The 17,235-nt window shown below is 70.4% G+C and carries 19 protein-coding genes; 13 read left to right on the forward strand and 6 right to left on the reverse strand.

Annotation, left to right across the window (positions count from 1 at the left end):
- Positions 1–61 precede the first annotated feature (61 nt).
- The gene (locus R6U01_RS11395) at positions 62–973 is read right to left on the reverse strand and encodes a 1,4-dihydroxy-2-naphthoyl-CoA synthase (RefSeq protein ID WP_410286573.1); all 912 of its coding nucleotides are present in this window, start codon (positions 971–973) and stop codon (positions 62–64) included.
- A gap of 225 nt (positions 974–1,198) precedes the next feature.
- Here R6U01_RS11395 and R6U01_RS11400 point away from each other — a divergent pair, with 225 nt between their 5' ends.
- Genes R6U01_RS11400 through R6U01_RS11410 form a run of 3 tightly spaced genes read left to right on the forward strand, consistent with a single transcriptional unit; the run spans position 1,199 to position 3,863 of the window.
- On the forward strand, positions 1,199–2,218 hold the full coding sequence (locus R6U01_RS11400) for an ABC transporter substrate-binding protein (protein WP_410286574.1): 1,020 nt from the start codon (positions 1,199–1,201) through the stop codon (positions 2,216–2,218).
- Positions 2,218–3,021, forward strand: a complete 804-nt coding sequence (locus tag R6U01_RS11405; RefSeq protein ID WP_410286575.1) for an ABC transporter permease — start codon at positions 2,218–2,220, stop codon at positions 3,019–3,021. Before R6U01_RS11400 ends, R6U01_RS11405 begins: the two co-directional genes overlap by 1 nt.
- Positions 3,009–3,863 carry an ABC transporter ATP-binding protein gene (locus R6U01_RS11410; protein ID WP_410286576.1) on the forward strand — a complete coding sequence of 285 codons (855 nt, stop codon included), beginning with the start codon at positions 3,009–3,011 and terminating at the stop codon, positions 3,861–3,863. The genes R6U01_RS11405 and R6U01_RS11410 overlap by 13 nt, the downstream gene beginning before the upstream one ends.
- A 42-nt stretch (positions 3,864–3,905) precedes the next feature.
- On the opposite strand, the gene R6U01_RS11415 is transcribed toward R6U01_RS11410, so the two are convergent.
- A complete protein-coding gene (locus R6U01_RS11415; protein WP_410286577.1) occupies positions 3,906–4,073 on the reverse strand; it encodes a hypothetical protein in 168 nt (55 codons plus the stop codon).
- Positions 4,074–4,251: 178 nt separating this feature from the next.
- Between R6U01_RS11415 and R6U01_RS11420 the strand changes: the two genes are divergently transcribed.
- Together R6U01_RS11420 and R6U01_RS11425 are read left to right on the forward strand one after the other, a co-directional pair.
- Entirely contained in the window at positions 4,252–5,103 is an 852-nt protein-coding gene (locus tag R6U01_RS11420) for a universal stress protein (RefSeq protein ID WP_410286578.1), read from the forward strand.
- Positions 5,104–5,236: 133 nt separating this feature from the next.
- Entirely contained in the window at positions 5,237–5,635 is a 399-nt protein-coding gene (locus R6U01_RS11425; protein ID WP_410286579.1) for a helix-turn-helix domain-containing protein, read from the forward strand.
- A gap of 40 nt (positions 5,636–5,675) precedes the next feature.
- On the opposite strand, the gene R6U01_RS11430 is transcribed toward R6U01_RS11425, so the two are convergent.
- The 3 genes from R6U01_RS11430 to R6U01_RS11440 all read right to left on the reverse strand — a co-directional run bounded on the left by R6U01_RS11430 (position 5,676) and on the right by R6U01_RS11440 (position 7,052).
- Positions 5,676–5,900: a hypothetical protein gene (locus R6U01_RS11430; RefSeq protein ID WP_410286580.1), complete on the reverse strand. Its 225-nt coding sequence runs from the start codon at positions 5,898–5,900 to the stop codon at positions 5,676–5,678.
- A 97-nt stretch (positions 5,901–5,997) separates the two neighbouring features.
- Positions 5,998–6,636 carry a deoxyribose-phosphate aldolase gene (gene deoC, locus R6U01_RS11435; protein WP_410286581.1) on the reverse strand — a complete coding sequence of 213 codons (639 nt, stop codon included), beginning with the start codon at positions 6,634–6,636 and terminating at the stop codon, positions 5,998–6,000.
- 47 nt (positions 6,637–6,683) lie between these two features.
- Positions 6,684–7,052 carry an Hsp20/alpha crystallin family protein gene (locus R6U01_RS11440; protein WP_410286582.1) on the reverse strand — a complete coding sequence of 123 codons (369 nt, stop codon included), beginning with the start codon at positions 7,050–7,052 and terminating at the stop codon, positions 6,684–6,686.
- Between the two features lie 157 nt (positions 7,053–7,209).
- On the opposite strand from R6U01_RS11440, the gene gatD reads away from it, so the two are divergent.
- From gatD to R6U01_RS11460, 4 genes are all read left to right on the forward strand, one after another.
- On the forward strand, positions 7,210–8,496 hold the full coding sequence (gene gatD / locus R6U01_RS11445) for a Glu-tRNA(Gln) amidotransferase subunit GatD (RefSeq protein ID WP_410286583.1): 1,287 nt from the start codon (positions 7,210–7,212) through the stop codon (positions 8,494–8,496).
- On the forward strand, positions 8,493–9,614 hold the full coding sequence (locus R6U01_RS11450) for an N-acetyltransferase family protein (RefSeq protein ID WP_410286584.1): 1,122 nt from the start codon (positions 8,493–8,495) through the stop codon (positions 9,612–9,614). Before gatD ends, R6U01_RS11450 begins: the two co-directional genes overlap by 4 nt.
- Before the next feature lie 24 nt (positions 9,615–9,638).
- A complete protein-coding gene (locus R6U01_RS11455; protein ID WP_410286585.1) occupies positions 9,639–9,854 on the forward strand; it encodes a hypothetical protein in 216 nt (71 codons plus the stop codon).
- Between the two features lie 105 nt (positions 9,855–9,959).
- Positions 9,960–10,991 (forward strand): prepilin peptidase, encoded by a 1,032-nt coding sequence (locus R6U01_RS11460; protein WP_410286586.1) that lies wholly within the window; start codon positions 9,960–9,962, stop codon positions 10,989–10,991.
- A 92-nt stretch (positions 10,992–11,083) separates the two neighbouring features.
- Here the strand turns inward: R6U01_RS11460 and dnaG are convergent, their stop codons facing one another.
- Entirely contained in the window at positions 11,084–12,640 is a 1,557-nt protein-coding gene (gene dnaG, locus R6U01_RS11465; protein WP_410286587.1) for a DNA primase DnaG, read from the reverse strand.
- A gap of 178 nt (positions 12,641–12,818) precedes the next feature.
- Here dnaG and R6U01_RS11470 point away from each other — a divergent pair, with 178 nt between their 5' ends.
- The 4 genes from R6U01_RS11470 to R6U01_RS11485 all read left to right on the forward strand — a co-directional run.
- Positions 12,819–13,085 carry a hypothetical protein gene (locus R6U01_RS11470; protein ID WP_410286588.1) on the forward strand — a complete coding sequence of 89 codons (267 nt, stop codon included), beginning with the start codon at positions 12,819–12,821 and terminating at the stop codon, positions 13,083–13,085.
- Positions 13,082–14,566: a sodium:solute symporter gene (locus tag R6U01_RS11475; RefSeq protein ID WP_410286589.1), complete on the forward strand. Its 1,485-nt coding sequence runs from the start codon at positions 13,082–13,084 to the stop codon at positions 14,564–14,566. The genes R6U01_RS11470 and R6U01_RS11475 overlap by 4 nt, the downstream gene beginning before the upstream one ends.
- Positions 14,567–14,673: 107 nt before the next feature.
- Positions 14,674–16,104: an aspartate aminotransferase family protein gene (locus tag R6U01_RS11480; protein WP_410286590.1), complete on the forward strand. Its 1,431-nt coding sequence runs from the start codon at positions 14,674–14,676 to the stop codon at positions 16,102–16,104.
- A 91-nt stretch (positions 16,105–16,195) separates the two neighbouring features.
- Positions 16,196–17,235: amidohydrolase (locus R6U01_RS11485; protein WP_410286591.1), on the forward strand; the 1,040-nt coding region annotated here is incomplete at its 3' end.

The following is a 17,235-nucleotide window of genomic DNA, read 5'->3' on the forward strand; positions in this document are numbered from 1 at the left end:
TCGGGCTTATAAACGGCCGCGGCGTCGTCGCCGCCGGACCGCCCGGATATCCGTGCGTCCCTCAGTAGTGCCAGGGGTAGTCGCGGAACTCCGGCTCGCGCTTCTCTAAGAAGGCGTCTCTGCCCTCTTGGGCCTCGTCGGTCATGTACGCCAAGCGGGTCGCCTCGCCCGCGAACACCTGCTGGCCGACCATGCCGTCGTCGGTCATGTTGAACGCGTACTTTAACATCCGCATCGCGGTCGGCGACTTCCTCGTCATCTCGTCGGCCCACTCCAGCGCGACCGACTCCAGCTCCTCGTGCGCGACCGCCTCGTTGACCATCCCCATGTCCGCGGCCTCCTCGGCGGAGTAGGTCTTCCCGCGGAAGAACACCTCGCGGGCCTTCTTCTGGCCGATCTGCTTCGCGAGGTACGCGGAGCCGAACCCACCGTCGAAGGAGGCCACGTCGGGGTCGGTCTGGAGGAACTTCGCGTGCTCGTCGCTGGCGAGCGTCATGTCGCAGACGACGTGCAGCGAGTGTCCGCCGCCGACCGCCCAGCCGGGGACGACCGCGACGACGGGCTTCGGCATGAACCGGATCAGGCGCTGGACCTCCAGGATGTGGAGCCGCCCGGCCCGCGCCTCCTTGACGAGCGGGTCGTCCTCGTCGCCCGCCTCGTCGTCGTCGCGGTACTCGTAGCCGGAGCCGCCCCGCACCGACTGGTCGCCGCCGGAGCAGAACGCCCAGCCGCCGTCCTCCTCCGAGGGCCCGTTGCCCGTGAGGAGCACGCAGCCGACGTCTGCCTGCTTCCGCGCGTGGTCGAGCGCGGCGTACAGCTCGTCGACGGTACCGGGCCGGAACGCGTTCCGGACCTCGGGGCGGTCGAACGCGATCCGGACGACCGGCACGTCGACGCCGCGGTGATAGGTGATGTCGTCGAACTCGTCCGTGACCGGCTCCCACGCGTCGGGATCGAAGATCTCCGAGACCATGCCTCCCGGTTGACGGGCGAACGCATAAACGACGGCGGATGGGCCGCGGGCCGTCGAGGCTCGCAAATGTTGCGTCTTCCTATGACCGGTCGCGTTGGGACGAAACACCCTGAAACAGCAGTACAGGGCCACAGAAGAACGATTTGTCGCATAATGCCCGTCCTCGGAACGCGCCGTCGTTGCTGGTGACGCGAGGGTGTTTGCGCCGGAAGGCGTTCGGTTAGTATGTACGATACGGACGCGCCGACGACACGTCGGTCGTTTCTCGCTGCGGCGGGCGGTTCCGCGACGCTCGGGCTCGCGGGTTGTCTCGGCGGCGGCGGACTCGACGAGCTGACGGTCGCGCACATGCCGATCTACCCCGACCTCCAGTGGTACGTGATGGAGGGCGAGGGGTACTTCGACGAGATCGACGCCGAGATCGACGGGCAGGAGTTCACCGACGGCCCGGCGATCGTGCAGGCGTTTGGCGGCGGAGACATCGACGTCGCAATGTTCGGGATCGTCCCGGCGATGATCGTCATCGACCGCGACATCCCCGCGCAGGTGACGGCGGCGAACATCCGCGAGCCGATGGGGGTCATGGCGGAGGAGTCGTTCCACGAGACCTTCGAGGCGGAGGGCGGCGACGCGTTCGCGACGTGGGCCGAGGAGAACGACGGGCCGTTCCGCTTCGGTACCTTCCCCCAGGGGAGCGTCCCCGACGTGCTGCTCCGCTACTGGCTCCGGGAGACCGGCGTCGACCCCGAATCGAGCGACGCCGTCGAGATCGTCGAGATCAACGGCGCGAGCGCCGTCTGGCAGGCGATCGCCAACGGCGAGATCGACGGCACCTCGATCATGGAGCCGGTGCCGACGATCGCGTCCGAGGAGGGCTCGTCCGTCACGATGCTTCGGACGGCCGCGGATATCCTCCCCGGTCAGCCCGCGGCGGTCACCATGATGAGCGACGAGGTCCGCGACTCCCCGCTCGCCGCGCAGTTCGTCGAGCAGCACGGCCGCGCCACCGACTTCATCGTCGAGAGTCCGGACGAGACCGCCGGGCACGTCGAATCGGGGATCGGGATGCCCGCGGACCGCGCCCGTCGCGCGCTCGACTCGCCGCTGTCGAACTTCGTCACCGATCCCCGTGAGATCGCCGAGGCGACCCCGGTGTTCTCGGAGTTCGCGGCGACCAACGGGCAGATCGACGAACAGCCCTCGAACGAGGCGATCTTCGACTTCGAGGTCTACGACTCGCTCTGATGGCGACTGACACCAGCAGCCGGTTCGACGGATCCGAAGTGCGGACCGGGCTCGGCCTGGACGACCCGCGACGCCTCGGCCGCGGCGCCGCCGGGGTCGTGGGGTTCGTGCTCCTCTGGTACGCGGCCTCGCTCACGCAGCCGGCGTACGTCCTCCCCTCGCCGCTGGCGGTCGGGGACGCGTTCGCCGAGGAGCTCTCATCCGGCACGATGACGACCGCCTTGTGGTCGAGCGTCCGCCACTGGGTCCCCGGCACGATCGTCGGCACCGGGCTCGGCGTGGCCGCCGGCGTCGCGTTCTCGTGGAGCGGCCTCCTCGACGACGTGACCGCCCCGCTCGTTCGGACGCTCCGGCCGGTCCCGCCGCTCGCGCTGATCGGCTTCGCGATCGCGTGGTTCGGGATCAACGACGCCGGCGCGGCGTTCATCATCGCCGTCGGCGCGTTCTGGATCAACTACTACGCGTCGTACGGCGCCGTCGAGGGCGTCTCCGAGGACTTACTCGACGTGGGCCGAACGCTCGGGGTGCGCGGCGACGTGGACATGGTCCGGTCGATCGTCCTCCCGGCGTCGCTCCCGGGGATCCTGACGGGGATCCGAACCGGGCTCGGGCGCTGCTGGATGCTCGTGGTCGCCTCGGAGATCTTCGGCGTGCCGGGCGTCGGCCGCGAGATCCTCCGCGCCAGCAACAACCTCCTCGTCGACAAGGTGATCGCCTACATCCTCGTGTTGAGTCTGATGTACCTCCTCGTCGACGTGGCGTTCCGCGCGGTCCAACGGAGGGTGTTAGTGTGGCGGGCGTGAACGACGGTCCGGCGACCGAGGACGGTCCGGCGACCGAGGACGGTCCGGCGACCGAGGATGGTCCGGCGACCGGCGGCGACGGTGGGGCGCACCGCTCCGGCGTCGAGGTCGACCGCGTCGGGAAGACGTACGCGGACGACGGGAACCCGGTCCGCGCGCTCGACGACGTCTCCTTCGGGGTCGAGGAGGGAGAGTTCGTCTGTCTGGTCGGTCCGTCCGGCTGCGGCAAGACGACGCTCTTCCGGGTCATCGCCGGGCTCACCGACGCCACCGACGGAGAGATCCGGCTCGGCGGCGCTCGGATCACCGGCCCGACGACGGACATGGGCGTCGTCTTCCAGGAGTACCACCTGTTCCCGTGGCTCACGGTCGAGGAGAACATCGGGTTCGGGCTCGAACGGACCGACCGCTCCGAGTCGGAGCGGGTGCGACGGGTCGACGCGATGCTCGACCTCGTCGGCCTCTCGGAGTTCCGGGAGTCGTATCCGAAGTCCCTCTCGGGCGGCATGAAACAGCGCGTCGCCATCGCCCGGGCGCTCGCCGTGGACCCGGCGCTCCTGCTGATGGACGAGCCGTTCGGCGCGGTGGACGCCCAGACGCGGGAGATGCTCCAGCGGGAGCTGCTCGACGTCTGGGCGTCGACCGGCAAGACGGTCCTGTTCGTCACCCACGACGTCGCGGAGGCCGTAACGCTCGCCGACCGGATCGTCGTGATGGCCGCCGAGCCGGGCCGCGTCGCCGAGGTGGTCGACGTCGACGTGGACCGCCCCCGCGAGCGCGACGACCCCGCCTTCGGGGAACACGTGGCCCGCGTCCGAGAGCTGATCGGCGCGCACCCGTAGCGCTCGGTCCGGCCGGTCGTCTGCTCCGTCTCCGACGGTCGTCTACTCCTCCGCTCTCTCGTCGATCGCCGCGGCCAGTTCGTCGATGCGCGTGCGCACCACCGAGAGCGTCGCGTCGGCGTCGGCGTATCCCTGGTCGTAGTCGTCCAGCGCGGACTCGGTCTCGTCGAGGAACTCCTCGACGACCGCCGCTATCGCGTCGTCTGTCATGGCTCCGCGTTCGGTTCCCGCTCGGTTATATCCCCGGACCCGAGGCGCACCGCGCACGTCTCGTCCGCCGGTTCGCCGGAGAACGGTCGACCGAGCGTTTTATCATGCGTGCAGCGGTATTGTGTGATATGAGAAATAGTGGTACACGTCGCGCGCCGGCTCGACCGGGGTGGCGGCGATGACGGGGAAGTCCGCGGTGATCGCGACGGACCTCTCGAGGGCGAGCGAGTCGATGATCGAATCCGAGACCGGGCTGAACTGCCTCCGACAGATCGGCGTCAACCGGATTCACCTCGTGACGGTCGTCCCGTCTAACGTCCACACCGGCATGCCCGGAATGGGGTTCGAGAAGCGTCGAAAGCGGGTGCTCAGTCGCTACCGCTCGACGGTGGAAGACGCCGGGTTCGCGGTCGAGACGCACGTCGTCCGGGGGACGCCCCACCGTCGAATCAACGGGATCGCGGGCTCCGTGAACGCCGACTTGGTGCTGATCGGCTCCCGCGGGAAGAGCCCCCTCGAGAACCGGGTTATCGGGTCCACCGCGCGCAACCTCGCCCGCACGACGGTCGCGCCGCTCCTCGTGGATCGCATCGAGCGCGGCGTCGACGAGCCCGAGCCGGTCCGCCGACACCTGTTCAAGCGAACCCTGTTCGCGACGGACTTCTCCGAGAACGCCGAGCGGGCGTTCCGGTCGTTCGAGTACCTCCGGCACGCCACGGAGGAGGTCACGCTGGTCCACGTCGAATCGCCGAAGGACGACACGAGCGGCGACGCCGACCCCCAAGAGCGGCTCGACGACCTCGTCGATCGGCTCCACGAACTCGAGCTCGACGCCCGCACGGAGATCCGTCAGGGCGACCCCGCCGTCGAGATACTCGCCGCCGAGGCGGAGCACGACCCGAGTACGCTGCTGCTCGGATCTCGCGGTCGCAGCCGATTGCGTCGGCTGTTGCTCGGCAGCGTCTCCGAGGAGGTGGTCGCTCGGGCGACGGGCAACGTCTTCCTCGTCCCGCCGCCGCGGTCGGCGTAGTTCGACCGACGGTCCGTCGCGCGTTCCCCCGGCCTCGCCGTGCGACGGGACGGCTCGGGGCTGCGGAACGCCACAATATTGTTTCTACCACACACAACTATTTTGTCGACGGGCACCGTACGACCGGTATCCCATGCCAGATTCGTTGTCGAAGCAGCTCCAGAGCGACATGGAGTGCGAGAACCTCTTGGAGTGCTTTCACGGGCTCAAGCCGCTCGACCGGCAGTGTTTCGCCGTCCTCGTCGAGAGCGACGAGCCGATGACCGTCGACGCCATCGCCGAGGCCGTCGACCGCGAGCGATCGACCGCGTACCGATCGGTCCAGCGCCTGCTCCAGAGCGGCTGTGTCTCCAAAGAGCAGGTCAACTACGATCAGGGGGGGTACTACCACGTGTACTCGCCGACGGACCCGAAGCAGATCGCAGACGAGATGCAGCGGCTGCTCAACGACTGGTACGCGAAGATGGGACAGCTCATCCGGGAGTTCGAGGAGACGTACGACCGGACCGAGTCCGCGCAGACGTCGCAGTGACTCTCGTCGATCGATCCTCCACGGTCCGCTCGGTGACCGCTCAGCGGCGGCGCAGCGCGTACGCCGCGTAGCCGACGGCGACGAGCAGTCCGACCGACAGCAGGCTCCCGTACACCGCCGGCGAGACGCTGACGTAGTCGCCGAACGGGTCCGTCAGGGCGAACACGCCGAGTATCAGCGCGAGCGAGATGGCGATTCCGACCGCACCGAACGCCTTGAACGCCGTGTCGAGGTCCAGACCCCGTGATCCGCGCGAGTGGCTCATAGACCCGGATACGGGTTCTGTTTATAAATTCTCATGACCGTATTCTCACGTCGAGGGAACGGGCGACTCGGAGGACCGCACGGCGCGTCTCCGCCCGCTACTCGGGGAATCCCTCGACGAGAGCGACGCCGGAGGAGGCGCCGATCCGCTCCGCGCCCGCCTCGAACATCGCCATCGCCTCCTCGTAGGACCCCACGCCGCCGGAGGCCTTCACCGGGAGGTACTCGCTCATCAGCTCCACGTCCGAGACCGCGGCGCCGCCGTCGGCGAAGCCGGTGGCGGTCTTCACCATATCGGCGTCGGCGGCGACGGCGGCCTCGCAGGCCCGGTGCTTCTCCGCGTCGGTCAGGAGCGCGGTCTCGATGATCACCTTCACCGGAATCGGCACCGCGGCGACCACGTCCGAGACCTCGGCCGCGACGGCGTCGTCCTCGCCGGCCTTCAGCCGGCCGACGTTGATCACGAGGTCGACCTCGTCGGCGCCGTCGTCCCACGCGGCGACCGCCTCGTCGCGCTTCGTCTCGGCCGCGTGTTGCCCGTGCGGGAACCCGACGACGGTCGCGATCGCCTCCGGCGCGTTCGAGTAGTCGGCCGCCTCGGCGACGTAGCAGGGCGGGATGCAGGCGTTCATGCCGTGTTCGACCGCCTCGGTGAGGACGGTCTCGACGTCGTCCCACGTCGTCTCCGGGCCGAGCACGGTGTGGTCGATGCTGGCGGCGAACTCGTCGCGGTCCATGCGCTCTCGGTGTGTGCGACTGATAAAAGACGTACCGACCCGCGGCGTCAGCTCTCGATCGCGATCTCAGTGCCGGTCGCGGCGGCGTCGACGGCGACCGGGAGACGGACGGTGAGGATGCCGTTCTCGTAGGTCGCCTCGATGGCGTCCTCGTCGACCGTCTTCGGGAAGCGGAACCGACGGTGGTAGGTCCGGCGCACGTCGCGGTCCGGGTCCTCGTGTTCGCCGGCGATGTTGAGAACGCCGTCGTCCCACGAGGCCGTTATCTCCTCGGGATCGAACCCGGGGAGCTCTACCGTAAGCACGAACTCGTCGTCCCGTTCGTACAGTTCGTAGTCGTTACCACTGGTCTCGAACAGTCGGCTCGGGAAGTCGAGCCCCTGTGTCCACGAGCTCGCTGGTCGTGGGAGCGCCATTGCTGACCACCTCGAGTGCAGTCGACAGTATGGTCGCGGTTCGTAATAAAACCTACGATATTTGTCATTTGTTATCATTCCGATCGACGGCGTCGGCCCGGGCCGGCTCCGCCGCCGAACGGTTGGATTCAAGTCCGCCGCAGGGGAAGCGGGTGGTATGCAACCGGGAGATCGCGTCCGCGTCGAGCGCGGGGACGTCACGAACGAGGGCGTACTGCTCCCCTCGACGACTCGCGACCACCTCGTCGTCAAGCTCGACGGGGGCTACAACGTCGGCGTCGACCGCGAGGCGGCCGACGTCGAGGTGCTCGAATCGGGCGCCCGCGACGTCGACGAGGGGTCCGACGCGGGCGGCGGCGAGGCCTCCGAGATCACGTTCGACGACGACCTGCCGACGGTCTCGCTCATCTCCACCGGCGGGACGATCGCCTCCACCGTCGACTACCGGACCGGCGCGGTCACCGCCCAGTTCGACGCCGAGGACGTGCTGCGGGCCGTCCCCGACCTGGCCGGCCGCGCGAACTACCGCGGGCGCGTCGTCGCCAACATCCTCTCGGAGAACATGGAGCCCGACATCTGGCGGGAGCTCGCCGCGGCCGTGGCCGAGGAGATCGAGGCGGGCGCCGACGGCGTCGTCGTGATGCACGGCACCGACACCATGCAGTACTCGGCCTCCGCGCTCTCGTTCATGCTCGACGCGCCGGTCCCGGTCGTGTTCACCGGGAGCCAGCGCTCCGCGGACCGTCCCTCCTCGGACAACGTGATGAACGCGGTGTGCGCCGTCGAGGCCGCGAAGGCCGACCACGCCGAGACGCTCGTCTGCATGCACGCGAGTCCGTCCGACGACGCCTGCGCGCTCCACCGCGGCACCCGCGTCCGGAAGAACCACACCTCCCGCCGCGACGCCTTCGAGACGGTCGGCGCCGCGCCGCTCGGCCGCATCGACTACGAGGCGGCGGCCGAGGCGGGCGCCGACGGCGAGACGGCCGACGCCGCCATCGACTGGAACCGCGAGCCGCTCTCGCGGGAGAGGACCGACCTCGCGACCGCGACCGACATCGACGCGGACGTGGAGCTGGCGAAGTTCACGCCCGGCATGGACCCGGCCGCGTGGGACTACCTGGACGGCAAGGACGGCGTCGTGATCGAGGGGACGGGCCTCGGCCACGTCCACACCGACCTCATCCCGCGGATCGAGGAGCTGGTCGAGGGCGGGACAGTCGTCGCGATGACGAGCCAGTGCCTCGCCGGCCGGGTCTGCGACCGGGTGTACGACACCGGCCGCGACCTGCTCGACGCCGGCGTCGTCGAGGCGGGCGATACCCTCCCCGGCACCGCGAAGGTGAAGCTGATGTGGGCGCTGGCGAACCTGTCGGACCCCGCCACCGCGATGGGGCGCGACCTCGCCGGCGAGCTCACCGAGGAGTCACAGCCCTGGCGATGACGACCCCGAACGCGGGCTCCGCCTCGGGCTCGACGCTCTCCCCCGTCGTCCGCGAGGCCCGGCCCGCCGACGCCGACGCGGTCGCCGCGTTCACCCGGGACACGTGGGGCGAGCGTCAGGAGGACTACATCCCGCGGGCCTTCCCCGAGTGGGTCGCCTCGGACGACCCGGACCGCGGGACGTTCGTGGCGACGTTGCCGCCCGGGGAAATAACGGGAAGCGACGCTATCGAGGAGCGCGACGACCGCGAACCGGGCGACACCCTGGTCGCGGGCGATGGAGACGGCGCGGCGGCCGCGGGCGAGCCGGAGGCCGTGGTCGGCTGCATCCAGGGCGCACTGCTCACCGAGTGGGAGGCGTGGGGACAGGGGATCCGCGTCGACCCGGCCGCCCGCGGCTTCGGCGTCGGGACCGCCCTCTCGACCGCCGCGCTGGACTGGGCACGGGAGCGCGGCGCGACCGTCTGCCGGAACATGGTGTTCTCGTGGAACGTCGCCGGGCTCGGCCAATCGCGGGCGGTCGGCTTCGAGCCGGGGACGGAGTTCCGGTTCGCGCAGCCCGAGCCGACCGCGGACGCCGCGGCGTCGCTCGCGTCCACTCGCTTTCGGGCCCTCGCCGACCCGAACCCGAACGCCGCGTGGGCGTTCTGGACCGACAGCGACGCCGGCGACCACCTCGACGGGCTCGCGCTCGACGACGCCGAGTCGTGGGCCTGCTCCGCGCTCACCCGCGACCGCCTCCGGACCGCGACCGACGACGGCCGTCTCCTCGCGGTCGCGGGCGACGGGGGAAGCGAGGCCGACGACGGCCCCCGAGACCGCGATCGCCGCCTCGCCGGCTTCGCGGTCCGCACCCGCGTCTCGGAGTATTCGGGCGACGACGAGGGCGACGACCCCGAGCGGACCGCCGTGTACGGCGTCGCCGCGTGGCGCGACGTCGACGCGGCCGGCGCGATTTATAAGACGATCGCCGCGGACGCCGCCGCGGTCGACGCCGACGCCGCCCGTGTCCTCGTTCCTGAGACCGTCGAACACGTGAGCGACACCGCCGCGAACCGGGTGCCGGTCGCCGGCGAGCCCGACTTCGTCATGCGCGCCGACCTGACGGGCGAGTTATAACCCTCGGCCGCCGACTCGCACACCATGACACTCCTCTCGGGGGTCGCCCTCCCGTGGTCGCTCCCGCTCACGCTCGTCGTCTACGGGATCGTCGTCGCCGCCGCGGCGTGGATCTACCGGGACGCGAGGGCCCGCGGGAGCCGCTACGCGCCCCTCTGGGCGGTCGCCACGCTCGCGTTCACCATCGTTCCCGTGCTCGTGTACCTCTACCTCCACCGCGAGGCCGCTCCGGCGCCCTGAGGACGCGAGCCCAAGCGCGGCCGCCGTCGGGTCCGCCCGTCCGGCGCTATCGATCGCGATAGCCGAACCCGAACGCCTAATTACGCCCGCGGCGGCCGTGCGGACATGGTCGCCACGCTGCCGGACATTCTGCGGCTGCTCGTCGTCCCCGTCTTCGCGTGGGCGGCGCTGCGGGACGTCCGGACCCGACGCCTCCCGAACCGGATCTGGCCGCCGCTGTACGCGTTCGGGGCGCTGCTTCTGCTCTGGGAGGCGGCGACGCTGTGGCCGCTCGCCGGGATCGAGGGGCGGCTGTTCGTCGTGCAGGCCGCGATCAGCGTGCTGTTCGTCGCGCCGCTCGGCTACGCGTTCTGGTACCTCGGCGCGTTCGGCGGGGCGGACGCGAAGGCGCTGATCGCGCTCGCACTCCTGTTCCCGACGTTTCCGGCGTACGAGGTCGGGGGGGTCACGCTCCCGCTGGTCGAGACGCAGATCGGCGTGTTCTCGCTCACGATCCTCACGAACACGGTGCTACTCGGGCTCGCGTACCCGTTAGGGCTCGCCGCGCTCAACCTCCGTCGCGGCGAGCTGTCGACGACCGCGTTCCTCGCTCGGCCGGTCGCGACCGCGTCGCTGCCGGACCGTCACGGCCGCCTGTTCGAGGACGACGCGGGCGAGACCCGGAGCGGGCTGGACCTGGACGCGCTCCGGATGTACCTGCGGTGGCGCGGGGCGACGCTCGAGGAACTTCGCGCCGAGCCCGAGCGCCTCCGCGACCCGACGAGCGTCGGGGGGACGTTCGATCCGACCGACGGCGGGACCCACGTCGGCCCGCGGACGGACGGGGGAACCGGAGTGGAGGGTAGTGTAGAGCCCGAAGCCGACCGCGGCTCCGCCGACGGGGCGACGGTCGTCGACGGGACGGCGGACGCCGAGGACCCGTGGGCCGCGGAACGGTTCCTCTCGGAGATCGACCACGGGGCGTACGGCACCGACGCCGAGACGCTCCGCGGTGGGCTGGCGGTCGTCGCGACCAAGGACCGCGTGCTGGTGTCGCCGGGAATGCCGTTCGTCGTCCCCATGGCGGTCGGCCTGGTCGTCTCGCTGACGGCCGGCGACGTGCTGTTCGCGCTGCTCGGCGCGGTCGGGCTCGTCTGAGCGGTGAAAAGGCGCGAACCGTCGGTCGCGGATGCCGGTCTCGGCTCCCGGCCTCCGCGCTCCGCCTCGGCTCCCGGCCTCCGCGCTCCGTCTCAGCTGCCGGCCCGCAGGTCGCCGACCGTGAGCACCCGCGTCCCCACGGGGCGTTTCACGAACTCACCGACCTCGCGTCCGAGCAGCTCGCTGACGCCGCGCTGGGCCGCCACGTCGAGCAGCCGCTGGTCGATCAGCCCGTCGACGACGACGGTGTGCGGGGCCCTCTCGGCCGCCTCGACCGCGTCGAACGCGTCGCCCGCGTCGACCTCCGCGAGGACGCCGCGGTCGTCGCCGAGCAGCCGGGCGCGGGCGCTCTCCGAGTCGACCACCTCCTGTACGTGCTCCTCGATGGACCGCGGTTCGTCGTCGCCGGGAGCGTCGTCGGCCCCCTCGGCCGTCTCCGATCCGGCCTCCGCTCCCGACTGCGATCCGACCGGATCGGCCGATTCCCGTCCCCCCGATTCCGCGGGAGCCGACTCGGCGACCGCGACGTCAACCGCCTCGGCGGCCCCGCCGTCTTCGCCGTCCGCGGTCGCGGTCGCCGCCTCGACGGCCTCCACGAGCCCGCCCTCCGCCGCGCCGCGGGCCGCCCCGGCGACGGCGCCGTCGGCCGTCGGCCCCGCCGAAGCGGCCGTCGCGGAGCCGGCGGTCTCCGATTCGTCGTCGTCTGGCTCGGATCCTTCGGACCCGGTCGCCCCGGTCGTGGCGCGTTCCGACTCGTCGCCGTCACCCCCCGCCTGCCGTCCGTCACCGGGGTCAGCGTCTGTGGAGCCGTCGTCGTTCTCGGCGGCCTCGCGGAGGTTGGACTCGTCGGCGAGGCTGCTGTACGGGACCTTTCCGCGCAGCGCCTCGAAGACGGCGTTGCGGTCGAGGTCCTCGACGGACTCTCCGGGCGGCGCGAACGCGACGTAGTCGACGTCGCCCACCTGCGCGAGCTCGCGGAGGATGAGCTCTCCGCCGCGGTCGCCGTCGAGGAAGGCGGTGACGGTCCGGTCGGCGGTGAGCTCGGCCACCGCGTCGGGGACGTTCGTCCCCTCGACGGCGACCGCGTTCTTGATGCCGCAGTCGAGCAGCGTGAGCACGTCCGCGCGCCCCTCGACGACGATGACGGCGTCGGAGTCGCCGACGCGGGGGCCGGCCGGGAGTCCCTCGTAGTCGACGATCCCCTCGACGCGAGCGGCCTCGCGGACCTCGTCGAGGATGTCGTCGCTCGCGAGGCTCGTCTCCTCGAAGCCGCCGGCGAGGAGTTCCTTCGCGCGCTCGACGACCTCGCGGCGCTTGGCCGCCCGCACGTCCTCGATGCTGGTCACCTCCACGGAGGCCTGGCAGGGGCCGATGCGGTCGATCGTCTCCAGCGCGGCCGCGAGGATCGCGGTCTCGACCTTGTCGAGGCTCGACGCGACGGTGACCTCGCCGAACGACTGGCCGTTCTCGGACTCGACGGAGACGTCGATCCGGCCGACCCGCGACGACTCCTGGAGGTCGCGGAGGTCCAACTCGTCGCCGAGGAGCCCCTCGGTTTGGCCGAACACCGCGCCGACGACGTCGCTCCGCTCGACGACGCCGTCGGCCGCCATGGTGGCGTGAATCAGGTATTTTTCTGTGTCTTTCATGAGTGAGTGAATGGTAATGATCGGGCGGCGTCGGCCGCCCGTGTACACTTATGCGTGTCGTCGAAAATAGTTATCGCACCCGCCTCCGTCGCCACGTATTGAAGAAAAATATTCTACGAAAAGCGTTTACGAACAACTCCAAGTAAGGTTTAAGAATTCAAAGCCATTATATCTTAACATGAGTCGATCTCGGAGAGATATCGTATGGATACCGACGTTCGCGCTCCTCGTCGCGTTCGCGGTGCCGTGGCCGCTGTGGGGCGTCGACCGCGTCGTCGCGGGGCTCCCGGTCTGGATCTGGTGGCACGTCGCGTGGCTCGGCCTGTGTACGGTCCTCTTCTCCCGGTTCGCCCGAAGCGGCGCGTGGGAACGCGGGATGGGCCTGCGGACCGACACGGGTGACGACCGACGCGAGAGTCCCGTCGCCGGGGGTGACCGGCCGTGACGCTCGGGCTCTCGCTCGGGATCGTCGTCGGCTACCTCCTCTTCGCGCTCCTCGTCGGCCTCGTCGCCTACCGCGTCTCCGAGACGACGGCCGAGGACTACTACCTCGCGAGCCGGTCGATCGGGACGTTCGTCCTGCTTTTCACCACCTTCGCGACGCTGCTGTCGGCGTTCACCTTCTTCGGCGGGCCGAACCTCGCGTTCGCCGCCGGCCCCGAGTGGCTGATCGTGATGGGGACGCTCGACGGCGTGTTGTTCGCCGTGCTGTGGTACGTGATCGGCTACAAACAGTGGCTGATCGGGAACCGGCACGGATACATGACGCTCGGGGAGATGCTCGGCGATCGCTTCGGCTCCGTGGGGCTCCGGGCGCTCGTCGCCGGCGTGAGCCTCCTCTGGCTGTTCCCGTACGTCATGCTCCAGCAGATGGGCGCCGGCGAGGCGCTCGTGGGGCTGACCGACGGCGCCGTCCCCTACTGGGGCGGCGCGGCGCTCATCACCGCGTTCATGATCCTCTACGTCGTCCTCGCCGGGATGCGCGGCGTCGCGTGGACCGACACGATCCAGGGGCTGTTCATGCTCTCGGTCGTGTGGATCGCCGCCGTCTGGGTGCTCTCGGCCGTCGGCGGCGTCGGCGCGGCCACCGGGGCGATGCTCGACGCCCGGCCGGAGTTCGGGCGCTTCGGCGGCGGCACCTACACGGTCGGGTTCATCGTCTCCTCGGCGGTCACCATCGCGTTCGGGGTGACGATGTTCCCGCAGATCAACCAGCGGTTCTTCGTCGCGAAGTCGGCCGAGACGCTGAAGCGGTCGTTCGCGCTGTGGCCCGTGCTCGTCCTCCTCCTCTTCCTCCCGGCGTTCATGCTGGGCGCGTGGGCGGCGGGGATGCCCGTCGACGTGCCTGAGGGCGCGAACGTGCTCCCGGTCGTCCTGAGCGAGTACACCCCGGCGTGGTTCGCGGCGCTCGTGATCGCCGGGGCGATGGCCGCGATGATGTCCTCGTCGGACTCGATGCTGCTGTCGGGGTCGTCGTACTTCACGCGCGACCTCTACCGGCCCTTGATCAACGCCGACGCCTCCGAGTACCGGGAGGCGTGGGTCGCCCGGATCGGCGTCGCCGCGTTCGCGCTCCTCGCGTTCGTCGCGAGCCTGTTCCGCCCCGGAACCCTGATCGAGGTCGGGAGCACCGCCTTCTCCGGGTTCGCGCTGCTCGCGCTCCCGGTGATCTGCGCGCTCTACTGGCGACGGACCACACGGACCGGGATGATCGCCGGCGTGCTCGTCCCGCAGGTCGCGTACCTCGCGGTGGTGCTGTCGGCGGTCGTCGAGGTCGTGCCGACGCTCCCCCGCACCGTCGCAGGGGGCTGGGACGTCGCGCTCGGGCTGATGGCGCTGTCCGCGGCGCTCACGGTGGGCGTCTCGCTCCTCACCGCCCCGACCGCCGAGGGCGACGCCTCGCGGTTCACGGTCGCGGGCGACTGAGCCCCGTCGGACGGCCACGGCCGAACGGGTGGAAAATCAGATTTTGTATACGGTGTTGGTGGTAACTGTGGATAACCTATTTAATGACGTTTCCCGTGAGTGGATCCATGACCGCAGGACCACCGATCGAGGACCTTCACTTCGACGACGCCCCGGACGTCGGCTCGGTGCCGGGCCCGCGGAGTCGCGAGCTCTTGGAGACGCAGGAACGGATCGACAGCAGCGCGGTCGCGTACCCCAAGGACATCCCCGTCGCGTTCGAGGAGGGGAAGGGGGCGACGATCCGCGACGCCGACGGCAACACCTACATCGACATGTTCGCCGGCATCGGCGTGCTGAACGTCGGCCACTCCAACCCGTACGTCCTCGAGGCGGTCCGGGAGCAGACGGAGAAGCTCGTCCACACGGTCGACTTCCCGACCGAGGCGCGGATCGAACTCATCGAGAAGCTCGACGAGATCGCGCCGCCCGGGCTCCGCGGCCAGAACCGCGTCGTGTTCGGCGGCCCGACCGGAAGCGACGCGGTGGAGGCGGCGATCAAGCTCGCGAAGTACAACACGGGCGGCGACGGGCTCCTCGCCTTCCGCGGGAGCTACCACGGCGCGACCTCCGGCGCGATGGCGCTCACCTCGAACAAGGGGTTCAAAGACGACTACACCCCGCTGCTGCCGGACGTCGTCCACGCGAAGTACCCGTCGCCGTTCATCGACCGGGCGGAGTCGGGCGATGCCGCCTCCGTGTGTCCCCGGTCCGCGGCCGAGTGCTGCGGCGCGCCGTCGTGCGCCCGTGCGCTCAAAGAGGTCCAAGAGATCATCGAGGACCCGTACGGCGGACTGGCGAACCCGGCCGGCATCTTCGTCGAGCCGATCCAGGGCGAGGGCGGCGTCATCGTCCCGCCGGAGGGGTTCCTGAAGGGGCTCCGCGAGATCGCCACCGAGAACGACATCCCGCTGATGTTCGACGAGATACAGAGCGGGATGGGCCGGTCCGGGCGGTGGTGGGCCGGCCAGTGGCACGGCGTCACGCCGGACATCATGACGACCGCGAAGGCGCTTGGCGGCGTCGGCTTCCCGCTGTCGGCGACGATCTACCACGAGGACCTCGACACGTGGGACGCCGGCGGCCACGCCGGCACCTACCGCGGGCACGTCGTCGCGATGCGCGCGGGAACCCGAGCGATCGAGTACGTGCAAGAGCGGGATCTGCTCGCGCACGCCCGCGACCTCGGCGAGCACATCCGAGACCGGCTTCGGACGGTCGCCGAGGGGAACGACCGGCTCGGGGACGTGCGGGGCCGCGGGCTGTTCATCGGCGCCGAGTTCGTCGACGCCGACGGCGATCCCGACGGCGACGCGGTCGAGGCGATCCAGCAGTACTGCTTCGAACACGGCGTCCTCGTCTGGACGGCCGGTCGCCACGGCAACGTGTTGCGGCTGCTTCCGCCGCTGGTGCTGACCCGCGACCTCGCCGACACCGCGCTCGACGTCATCGCCGACGCGATAGCGCACGTCACGGTCGAAACGGCGACGACCGGGTAGCCGAGCGCGTCGGTCGGGAGACCGGTCGCCGGCGAGCGACCGGTGCGAGTGAGGTCCTTAAATACCCTGCCCGCATATGCGGTCAGAGACGATGTCACACGACGTGCGGAACCGACTCGCAGCGCTTCGCCGCGCGTTCCACAGACACCCCGAGCCGGCGTGGTGCGAGGTCCGCACGACCGCCCGGATCGCCGCGGAACTGGAGCGGATCGGCGTCGACGAGATCGCCGTCGGCCGAGAGGCGCTCTCGTCGGACCACCGAATGGCCGTACCCTCGACCGAGACGATGGCCGAGTGGCGCGAGCGCGCGGTCGTGGCGGGCGTCCCGCAGCACGTGATCGAACTGACCGCCGACGGGCACACCGGCGCGGTCGCCACGGTCGAGCGCGGCGACGGGCCGACCGTCGGTCTCCGCGTCGAGATCGACGGCGTCGCGATCGAGGAATCGTCGGCCGCCGGCCACCGCCCGGCCGACGAGGGATTCCAGTCCGAGAACGAGGGGTACATGCACGCCTGCGGCCACGACGCGCACATCGCGATCGCGCTGGGCGTCCTCGAAGCCGTGACGGCGAGCGATTTCCGGGGGACGTTCAGGGTGTTCTTTCAGCCGGCGGAGGAGGTCGCCGGAGGCGGCAAGCCGCTCACCGAGGGCGGTCGCGTCGACGACGTCGACTACCTGTTCGCGTTCCAGCTCGGGCTCGGCCACCCGACCGGGACCGTCGTGGCGAACGCGACCCGGCCGCTCGCGATGGCCCATATCAACGCGACGTTCGAGGGGGCCAGCGCGCACGCCGGGCGAGAGCCGAGCGCCGGCACGAACGCGATGCAGGCGATGACGACGGCGGTCCAGAACGCCTACGGCATCCCCCGCCACAGCGAGGGGATGACGCGCGTCAACTTCGGGCGCGTCGAGGGCGGGAGCGCGAGCAACGTGATCGCCGAGGAGGTCTCGGTCGACGGCGAGGTCCGCGGCGAGACGACGTCGCTGATGGAGTACGTGCGAACCGAACTGGAGCGGGTGCTGTACGCGGCCGCGGAGCTCCACGACTGCGGGGTCGTGGTCCGGCGAATCAGCGAGTCGATCCGCGTCGACGGCGACCCGGCGCTCGGGGCGGTCGTCGCGGACGTCGC

This window comes from Halorubrum sp. (assembly GCF_046498025.1).
Classification (GTDB): Archaea; Halobacteriota; Halobacteria; order Halobacteriales; family Haloferacaceae; genus Halorubrum.

Coding starts and splice junctions, on each gene's coding strand:
- R6U01_RS11395 (WP_410286573.1), bottom strand. CDS start 973: ATGGTCTCGGAGATCTTCGATCCCGACGCGTGGGAGCCGGTCACGGAC.
- R6U01_RS11400 (WP_410286574.1), top strand. CDS start 1,199: ATGTACGATACGGACGCGCCGACGACACGTCGGTCGTTTCTCGCTGCG.
- R6U01_RS11405 (WP_410286575.1), top strand. CDS start 2,218: ATGGCGACTGACACCAGCAGCCGGTTCGACGGATCCGAAGTGCGGACC.
- R6U01_RS11415 (WP_410286577.1), bottom strand. CDS start 4,073: ATGACAGACGACGCGATAGCGGCGGTCGTCGAGGAGTTCCTCGACGAG.
- R6U01_RS11420 (WP_410286578.1), top strand. CDS start 4,252: ATGACGGGGAAGTCCGCGGTGATCGCGACGGACCTCTCGAGGGCGAGC.
- R6U01_RS11425 (WP_410286579.1), top strand. CDS start 5,237: ATGCCAGATTCGTTGTCGAAGCAGCTCCAGAGCGACATGGAGTGCGAG.
- R6U01_RS11430 (WP_410286580.1), bottom strand. CDS start 5,900: ATGAGCCACTCGCGCGGATCACGGGGTCTGGACCTCGACACGGCGTTC.
- deoC (WP_410286581.1), bottom strand. CDS start 6,636: ATGGACCGCGACGAGTTCGCCGCCAGCATCGACCACACCGTGCTCGGC.
- R6U01_RS11440 (WP_410286582.1), bottom strand. CDS start 7,052: ATGGCGCTCCCACGACCAGCGAGCTCGTGGACACAGGGGCTCGACTTC.
- gatD (WP_410286583.1), top strand. CDS start 7,210: ATGCAACCGGGAGATCGCGTCCGCGTCGAGCGCGGGGACGTCACGAAC.
- R6U01_RS11450 (WP_410286584.1), top strand. CDS start 8,493: ATGACGACCCCGAACGCGGGCTCCGCCTCGGGCTCGACGCTCTCCCCC.
- R6U01_RS11455 (WP_410286585.1), top strand. CDS start 9,639: ATGACACTCCTCTCGGGGGTCGCCCTCCCGTGGTCGCTCCCGCTCACG.
- R6U01_RS11460 (WP_410286586.1), top strand. CDS start 9,960: ATGGTCGCCACGCTGCCGGACATTCTGCGGCTGCTCGTCGTCCCCGTC.
- dnaG (WP_410286587.1), bottom strand. CDS start 12,640: ATGAAAGACACAGAAAAATACCTGATTCACGCCACCATGGCGGCCGAC.
- R6U01_RS11470 (WP_410286588.1), top strand. CDS start 12,819: ATGAGTCGATCTCGGAGAGATATCGTATGGATACCGACGTTCGCGCTC.
- R6U01_RS11480 (WP_410286590.1), top strand. CDS start 14,674: ATGACCGCAGGACCACCGATCGAGGACCTTCACTTCGACGACGCCCCG.